Genomic DNA, 7,831 nt, shown 5'->3' on the forward strand with positions numbered 1-7,831 from the left:
ACAGACTTCTTGCTTTTCACCCTCGGAGAGCCCGCACCAATGAAATTGGTATAGTGGGCTATACCAATTTGTCTTGGTCCTCCTCCCCCGATGTGCTATTATTATCCTAATATGATTCGTTCCCCAATGTAAAAGGAGATGTTGCAAATGGCACAATTTGCGATTATAAGAATGCAGAAATTCCAAGTATCAGACGTTCAAGGTATTCAAAAACACAATCAAAGGCAAGGGATCAGTAAATCAAATTTGGATATTGATTATGAAAAAACTGACCAAAATTATGATTTATTGAATGATGAAAATTTAAAATATGAATCTGAAATTAAAGAAAAAATTTCGGAACAAGTGAAAAGAAAACCTCGTGCGAATTCAGTTGTACTTTCTGAATTCCTGATAACAGCTTCACCAGAATATATGGATTCACTTTCTGCAGAAGAGCAAAAAAAATATTTTGAGAAGTCGCTTGAATTTATCCAGGAGCGATACGGCCAAAAAAATACACTCTATGCAGTCGTGCATCAAGACGAGGCAACACCTCATATGCACGTTGGCGTGATCCCGATTACAGAAGATAATCGTTTATCTGCAAAAGATATTTTTAATAAACAAGAATTGATAGAGCTGCAAGAGGAATTTCCGAAACATTTACAAGAAAATAATTTTGAAGTTGTGCGCGGTGAAAAAGGTTCGGAGAAAAAACATTTGAGTTCACAGGAATACAAAGAAAAACAGGACTTGGAGAAAGAAATTAAAGAAATTGAAAAGGAAAAAGAAGAATTGACCAATGACTTGACGACATTTAAAGAGCCGAAAAAAGTTTTGGAAAAAATCGAAAAATCAATGAGGAAATCCCGTATGGGTCTTGGTAAAGATATTGTTTTGCCACCAGAAGATTATGAGCGACTAAAAAAATTATCAAAGTCTGGAATCAGAGAAAAACAGAATTTATATAATTATAAAAAGAATACTAGCGAGAAAATTGGTGACTTAGAAAAAGACGGTAAGCTTGCTGCACAAAAGATTGAAAAGCTAGAAGGAAAAAATGAAAAACTTGAAAAAGAGGTCGCTGGACTTCAAGAGCACAGGAAAAATGAAATTATTTTTAAGAGCATGCTGCAAGATGATAATCGAGATTTAAATATTAGTCAGACAGAAATTAATGGGCGCATTATTCTTTTCAACTTAGAGAACGGCCACGAGCCAAAGAATCGGGAGCAAGGGGAGAGTTGGACCTTAACACTGGAAGAAAACAAAAGGCTTAAAACAATCCCTCAAAGCCGTTTGCAGAGGGGGCTGGATAAGCTGAAACAGTTTATTGATAAATTGCTGGGTCGAGGTTTTTCAATGGATTCGATTTTACATAGAGTTCAGCAAGAAAAGTCGGAAAAGCCGAAGTCTAAGAAAAAATCGCATGATATGGGACTGTGAAGGCTAAAAAAAGCCCTTGGAGCGCTTCGGAATTCGTTCTGAGCGCTTTAAGGGCTTTTTGCTTAGATTTATATGTGATTTTTCTTAAAAGGGCTTAAAAAGGCTTGTAAACGTTTTTGAAGGTTTGATTTTCTCGATGCGTTAGTTAACTCGATTTATCTGGGTTAACCATTAAAAATCATGGTTTACCGGTGGTTACCTAGGTTTACCTCTAAATTCAGAAGTTTTTAGGCTCATACATCCTTGTTCTTGCACTTGGCATGGATGTATGAAGAATGCACAATCGGTTGACATAACACTCTGTTGCCACTAAAAGCGGTGAACTACAAATTTTAAAAAATATTTAATTAAACAAAAAAAGAAGCTTTAGCAGGCTCCTTTTGATTATGAAAATCTTTTTATGTTCCAAAATCATTTCTATTTATTCAATGATATTGCCCTAGCTAATTCTTGTATTACTTGTTCTAGTTTTTCTATTTTTTTTTCGAAACGATGTAGTAAGTAAATGGTAATAACTATCGGGAAACCGAAATTACCTATCATTTGGAAGATTCCGACTTCATTTGACATTTAATACCCTCCTCAATTTTTGTATTGCAGTTTTTTTTGTCTTTGTAATAGATTGCTGCGAAACGCCTAACATTTTAGATATCTCTGTGTCTTTAAGTTCTTTAATATATATCAAGTAAAGAATATTCTTTTGCTTATCTGTTAAAGATTTAAGAGCAGCCGGCTCTATAAAATCTTCTAGCTTCGTTATAGTTACTCCTGATGAACCGTCTTTTAATAAGTCAACCAAAGTATCTCTATTACCTGAATTGGTTGGTTTGTCCAAAATTAAATTGTATCGTTTATTATGTTCTCTCAATTTCATATCATACTTAATCGCTTCGAATTCAATTAGTTTCGAAAAGTATGAAATTAATCTTATCTTATAATAAAACATTACAAACCTTTTATTTAAAATGCGCTTTATTTCTTTCGTATGTTTAATTAGAAATTCTTCATATAGCTGATTATTATCTTCTTGTTTTAAAAAACCTTTCAATAATGGGTTTTGGATTTTTTCTTTCTTTAAAACCACATTAATTCCCCCTTTTCTGACCATATATATATAAGGGGAAATTATTGAAAAAAAACAACCTTTCATGGTTGTTTTTTTTGTTTATTCTTCCTTTATTAAAAGAGCACATAACTAGAGAGGGAAGATTATTATGAATATCAATTCTGGGGATACAGAAAAATATCTGAGTTTTTACCTGCAAAAAGTAACACCTAAGGTTGAGGAATTAATTGAGGCAGATAGTTTTAATAAACACAAGGAAATTCAAAAGGAAATAATTGTTCTTATGAGAAGCAGAATATATTAATGAGGCGAAAAGATTGAAAGCTGTTTTTAATCTATAATAAATCAAATAATAGGGGCTATTCTCATTTGAATAGCCCCTATTATTTGATTTACCATTAAAGTTCTTTACTTAGTAACTCAAAAAAATCGGGAATGTTTAATTTGTCAATATCAGGCAATTTCGAAAGGACTTTTAATTTTAGTTCTTGTTCGAGATTTTCTCTTTCCTGGAAGTTGGTTTTGTTTAAAACACTCTTAATTTTAGGTTTCAATATATCTAAAACTTCAACAGAATTGTACATGACATTACCTCCCCTTTGTAAAATATTGTAACACAAATAGAGGAACATGTGTTCTTTGTTTGTGTTGCAGAAAAGTCTTTATTATGTAAAAGTATTTTAATTCACCTAGAATAAAACCACAAAAGTGTTGGTTACATAGTTGTAGATTTTTTTTAGAAAGGGGTTGTTATTTTGTCTTTAAATTGCCTTTCTTAGATGTCGACAAAAAAACTAGAATGGAAAGGAAGTTTTATTTATGGCTAAAACACTTCTCGGAACAACTACTGAGGTAATCTCCTATCACAAAGCTTTAAAGTTTATCAATGACCAAGGCAAAGTTAGCAATGATACTATTGGAATGGCAATTGTTCTCTCTGGATTGAGTGCTGTAACAACCTGGTTTACAAAAGGGTTAGCACCTGTACTTGTACAATCGTTAGGCTTAGCTGGTATTACTGCTACTCTAACGACTTTATTTAATGATCTAACTAATAATTACAGAGCTAAACTTACTGAAGTAGTTAATAAGATTAAACCTGGAGAATCAATTAAAATTGTCACGCGAGCTTACGAAAATGTTTCCGGAAGTGGAAACAGCTGGTGGTTGTCAACTGAATACACTATTACTATAGTTTAATAGAAAAAATCGGCATTAACTGATCTTCGGACTGTAGATAAACTTGGGAAAAGCCGGGTTTATCTACAGTCTTTTTTGTTTGAAAGTATTTGATAGAAACCAATGAGTTGGAGAAGGATATGCAATCGGGGATTGGTCGACCAAGTATCGACCCTGCTATTCCCATTAAATTTACAGTCGTTCAATATACATTCGGAATCCTTTCCATCCGTTTTCAAGAAGATGCCCTCCTGGACTTGGAATGATCCAATAACAATCTAAAAAAAACATCGGAGAGGTTTTTCTAATTAAAAATTGCTAGAAAATATCAAAAGGCTTCCGAGAAAAATCATCTCGGAAGCCTTTTGTCGACAATCTGATAGTTCGACCTTAGCCGAACTATTTTATAATCATTTCAGTTTTAAAATTATACTTTCTATATTATTTATAGAGTTTATATATGGAATTGACAATAGTATTATCATTATTAAAAAAACACCAATCATAGAAACAATAAAGTTTTTATTGTTTTTAAATCTAAAATATTTAGATGATGTTATTAAGGTGAATGTCATAAAGAGAGTCATCAAATACCACATTCTTTTTAATTCATCTATATTAATTTCTAATAAACCAATTCTAGGCTCGTTATATTTTGTTATTGTAAAGTTATAGGCCTCTTTTTTTAGCGCTCCCTTTTCAATAAATACTTCGTTATTACTTGTTTCAAATGAATACCCTCCAGGATAAAAGTTAAAAAGAGAAGTCAGTATAATTATAATTAACATTATTAATACCAAAATAATCGAAAATAATTTGAAGTACTTATTATTGAATTCAATTTTCATTTCTTTTCCGATGACAACACCACTCCCTTCTTGGAATAATTTGAATATTCAACATGAACTGAGTACTATACTACAATATTAGCAATTTTCATACAATAGATACTATAAAGGTTTAAATGGTTCCGTATCATTTACATCAAGTAAATAGCTTCCTTTGGGGAGTCTATTTGCTTTGCAGATTTTTTCGATTCAATCGCTGAACGGGCTTGTATCCTCTATACAGACCAGCTTTACATAACGCCAGTTCTCGGAAGTTGTTTCCAATTCATTTGGAGGGGAAAACCCCCGTCCGACAACGAAATGGATCCTGTGGTCCTCTGGACCTTGTATACAGCGTTTATACATCGTTGAGTTGACGGTCTTTCTGAAAATCGTTCGGCACGCTGAAATGAATAAATATACAGGTTTACCAAAACGATAAGCAGGCCAAAAAAACGCCATGGGAAGTCATCGGGTGTTTTTTTTGTTGTGATTTCAACAACCAATTTAGGGTGCAAGATCTTTTTATTACACGGCTGTTAAACGCCCTAGAGTGCCGTTTATGCTCTTTGATGATTTTTGCAGAGTTAAGTGTGTTAAATATTTTTAAACCGCTTGTAGATGCCTCGCAGCTGCTCTAATTACGCATTAGGAAGTGGAGTACTTCTTTGGCTGTTGTTTTCTTGGCCATTAAGTCCAGCGACGTTACATCATGCAATTAGTGCGTACATAGCTTGAAATCGGGTGCGACCGAAAACTCTTTGAAAAGGTCACCAAATAAGGTTTTGCTGATAAGTTCACGCAAAACGCCATCATAGTATCCCGTTAAATTTTTGATTTTCTTGTTTTTCGTTGCTTGCGTTGTAATTCGTAGTGCCTGTATAGCTAAATCCTCGAATAGTTCGCCTTGGTCTTTATGAATCTCAAACTTCATTAGCTTGATTGACTGAGCTTTGTAGATGCCGAATAGACGGCTTGCAACGGACTGATCTCCCGTACTATTTGAAAGAATTGATTTGAATCGATTGTAAAGTGACGGCTGCGAAGCATACGTATCATGAAATGATGGGTTTTGTTGTTTAGAGTCTAAGGGAGTTTCTTTGTTGGGACATTTGGTTGGGACATTCTCTGTTTTAGATGGTTCAAGGCGTATAAAAACGATAGCATTTGATGACCTTCTTTTGTCTCCATTATGCCTTTTTAAGGAATGCTGTTGAATGGTCCCTAATGATTCAAGTTGTTGGCATGCCCTGGTGACTGTTTTGCGACTGATGCCTAATTCTGCGGCTATCTTGGATTTACTGCGGTATGATACCCCGTAATACTTGCAAGAATAACGATGCAATATGTCTAGTACTCGGTAGGTTGAGCGTGTTAAGTCTTTGCCATGACGTTCACGGATCAATTTAGTATTGGCGTTTAGTTCGTCAATTGTGAAGAATGGTTGCAGTGATTGGTACGTTTCGATTGTGTTTTTTAGTGTCATTTCATAGCCCCCTTGGATTGGGAACATAAAAAAAGGCAGCGGCTGTCAGTTCGTTCTCGACAAGACCACTACCTTTTCACTCTTTACATAACAGCATATTTTTCGTACACTATGGCTATGTATGTAATAAGAGTGTAGGCGAAGTGGTGCATGTCTGGTTGGTTCAGACGTTTACCGGTATAAATGGACGCCAATCCATTTATACGGCTTGCACTCTTTTCACGTTCATTTTTAAGTTGGGATAAGCATAACGATAAAATTGTAAACTTGCAATCTCTTATTTTCTAAAATCTTACTAATTACTTTTTAAACCGTTGCCACCACTTGCCGGATGCTTTGACTGGCTTCACATCCTCGGCTGCTGCTGTTTCTTCTTTCATCGCAATAACTTCTTGGTATTTCTCGTCATATTTCCGCAATGCCATTTGAAACGCTCGCCGTTCCTCTTCTCGGCTTGCTTCCATAACGTCAATCTTTTCCGTCAATGTATCGACCTTTTCGATTAACGTCCGTAGCAATGCTGCATCATTCGGCGCTGGCGGATTCCCTTTGATTATGTCCGTTTCCTCCTGTGCAGTCGCGAGTTCCATTGCTACGGAGTCCAATGTGCGCCCCTTTGTGGATTCCTCATAAAGCCGTCGGAATACCGTTATGTCGGCATCATAGAGGATGCGGACGTTGTTTTCATTGCGACTGATCCGGTAGCCGTGCGATTCCAAGAGTAAGGCGTATTTTCTCACGGTTGATACGCTGATTCCGAGTGTCTTTTCGATGTGTTTTACGGTGTATGTATTAACTGTATCCGTCATGACCCTACCCCCTACGATGTGCATTATGTACATTGTAGCGAAGTATGGTCATCATAGGCAATAAACCATTATAACGGCTACTGTGTAGCTGTTATGATGGTAAGCTATATGAGGCGTTACAGTACCAAGATAATATAACAGAAAAGATTGAATTTGGATTACGTTGAAGACTGTGATCTTGTTCAACTAACGAAGCAGTTTAGTTGAACAAGGTTGTTTAACTTATGTTCAACAATCGGGCAATTTTCTAAGACGAAAAATGTAACATTTCTTGAAAATACTTGTCTGAGTTTTAAAGGAGGAATGCGGCAATGAGAAATAAGATTATTTTATTCTGTTTTACCGTAGTTGCTAGTCTACTATTTGCCTGCGGTTCTGAGAATCCGAAAGTCAAAGCAACTTTTGTAGGAACAATCGAGGAAATCCATAGTAGCGGAACTGCTTACGTTTCTGAAATTGAAGCGAACGATAATAAACTTTCAGGAACTGTTGAAATTGATCTCCCTGCGAATGCAGAAGAACCGTTCCAAGTAGGTGATAAGGTGAGAGTCGGATATGATGGTACGGGTTTGGAAATAGCTCCAGTGAGAATTTCTACAATCACTATAGAAAAAGTGGAATAATCTTCATTTTTCTTCTTAAACTAACGGGTGCTTTAGTTCAACAAGAGGAGATCGTCTATTGACGGTCTTTTTTATTTGGCCAGAGGGAAGATTATGGGGAAGTGTCAATGGTAAATGTCTGACTGAAGCAAAAGCGGAAGGAATTTAAGGAGTTGATACAAGAGATGATTCCCCACCCTCTTTTTGGTTCTCACCCCATGTGAGAACCTGCCACCTGGCGAAGGGGATTTTGGGGGTTTGCCCCTTTTGCAAAAGGGGCAAGGTCTGTTCTTTTGCACTTGATCTGGAAAAGGAATTGAACCTTTGCGAGAATCAGCAAAGGTTCAATTCCTTTTCTGTTACTAGAAAAAACAACGGCTGCAAGCGGTTATTTTTTCTGCTTTTGAACTTGGGAAGTCTGTCACGCTAGCGTG

9 protein-coding genes are annotated in these 7,831 nt (G+C 35.8%); 4 read left to right on the forward strand and 5 right to left on the reverse strand.

Translation table 11 applies throughout. The features are described 5' to 3' along the window. Positions 1-147: 147 nt before the first annotated feature. Positions 148-1,428, forward strand: coding sequence for a MobV family relaxase (gene mobV / locus MKX62_RS24215; RefSeq protein ID WP_340742749.1), 1,281 nt, complete (start codon positions 148-150; stop codon positions 1,426-1,428). A 417-nt stretch (positions 1,429-1,845) separates the two neighbouring features. Here the strand turns inward: mobV and MKX62_RS24220 are convergent, their stop codons facing one another. Both MKX62_RS24220 and MKX62_RS24225 read right to left on the reverse strand, forming a co-directional pair. After that, positions 1,846-1,998, reverse strand: coding sequence for a YvrJ family protein (locus MKX62_RS24220; RefSeq protein WP_340742750.1), 153 nt, complete (start codon positions 1,996-1,998; stop codon positions 1,846-1,848). Continuing rightward, positions 1,988-2,512, reverse strand: a complete 525-nt coding sequence (locus MKX62_RS24225; protein ID WP_340742751.1) for a sigma factor-like helix-turn-helix DNA-binding protein — start codon at positions 2,510-2,512, stop codon at positions 1,988-1,990. Before MKX62_RS24225 ends, MKX62_RS24220 begins: the two co-directional genes overlap by 11 nt. 130 nt (positions 2,513-2,642) lie before the next feature. On the opposite strand from MKX62_RS24225, the gene MKX62_RS24230 reads away from it, so the two are divergent. After that, complete coding sequence (locus MKX62_RS24230; RefSeq protein WP_340742752.1) at positions 2,643-2,798, forward strand: hypothetical protein; 156 nt, start codon at positions 2,643-2,645, stop codon at positions 2,796-2,798. 94 nt (positions 2,799-2,892) lie between these two features. Here the strand turns inward: MKX62_RS24230 and MKX62_RS24235 are convergent, their stop codons facing one another. Beyond that, a complete protein-coding gene (locus tag MKX62_RS24235; protein WP_340742753.1) occupies positions 2,893-3,078 on the reverse strand; it encodes a hypothetical protein in 186 nt (61 codons plus the stop codon). Positions 3,079-3,313: 235 nt separating this feature from the next. Between MKX62_RS24235 and MKX62_RS24240 the strand changes: the two genes are divergently transcribed. Then, entirely contained in the window at positions 3,314-3,694 is a 381-nt protein-coding gene (locus MKX62_RS24240) for a hypothetical protein (protein WP_340742754.1), read from the forward strand. Between the two features lie 1,524 nt (positions 3,695-5,218). Here MKX62_RS24240 and MKX62_RS24245 read toward each other — a convergent pair. Beyond that, positions 5,219-5,986 carry a MarR family transcriptional regulator gene (locus MKX62_RS24245; protein ID WP_340742755.1) on the reverse strand — a complete coding sequence of 256 codons (768 nt, stop codon included), beginning with the start codon at positions 5,984-5,986 and terminating at the stop codon, positions 5,219-5,221. Between the two features lie 299 nt (positions 5,987-6,285). Then, the gene (locus tag MKX62_RS24250; protein WP_340742756.1) at positions 6,286-6,795 is read right to left on the reverse strand and encodes a hypothetical protein; all 510 of its coding nucleotides are present in this window, start codon (positions 6,793-6,795) and stop codon (positions 6,286-6,288) included. Between the two features lie 311 nt (positions 6,796-7,106). Between MKX62_RS24250 and MKX62_RS24255 the strand changes: the two genes are divergently transcribed. Continuing rightward, complete coding sequence (locus tag MKX62_RS24255; protein ID WP_340742757.1) at positions 7,107-7,418, forward strand: hypothetical protein; 312 nt, start codon at positions 7,107-7,109, stop codon at positions 7,416-7,418. Positions 7,419-7,831: the final 413 nt, after the last annotated feature.

The sequence above is a fragment of the Sporosarcina sp. FSL K6-5500 genome (assembly GCF_038005665.1).
GTDB classification, from domain to species: domain Bacteria; phylum Bacillota; class Bacilli; order Bacillales_A; family Planococcaceae; genus Sporosarcina; species Sporosarcina psychrophila.

Excerpts from the sequence above, each read along its gene's own strand:
- MKX62_RS24240 (WP_340742754.1), top strand. The coding sequence starts at position 3,314 with ATGGCTAAAACACTTCTCGGAACAACTACTGAGGTAATCTCCTATCAC.
- MKX62_RS24220 (WP_340742750.1), bottom strand. The coding sequence starts at position 1,998 with ATGTCAAATGAAGTCGGAATCTTCCAAATGATAGGTAATTTCGGTTTC.
- MKX62_RS24250 (WP_340742756.1), bottom strand. The coding sequence starts at position 6,795 with ATGACGGATACAGTTAATACATACACCGTAAAACACATCGAAAAGACA.
- MKX62_RS24245 (WP_340742755.1), bottom strand. The coding sequence starts at position 5,986 with ATGACACTAAAAAACACAATCGAAACGTACCAATCACTGCAACCATTC.
- MKX62_RS24235 (WP_340742753.1), bottom strand. The coding sequence starts at position 3,078 with ATGTACAATTCTGTTGAAGTTTTAGATATATTGAAACCTAAAATTAAG.
- MKX62_RS24230 (WP_340742752.1), top strand. The coding sequence starts at position 2,643 with ATGAATATCAATTCTGGGGATACAGAAAAATATCTGAGTTTTTACCTG.
- MKX62_RS24255 (WP_340742757.1), top strand. The coding sequence starts at position 7,107 with ATGAGAAATAAGATTATTTTATTCTGTTTTACCGTAGTTGCTAGTCTA.
- mobV (WP_340742749.1), top strand. The coding sequence starts at position 148 with ATGGCACAATTTGCGATTATAAGAATGCAGAAATTCCAAGTATCAGAC.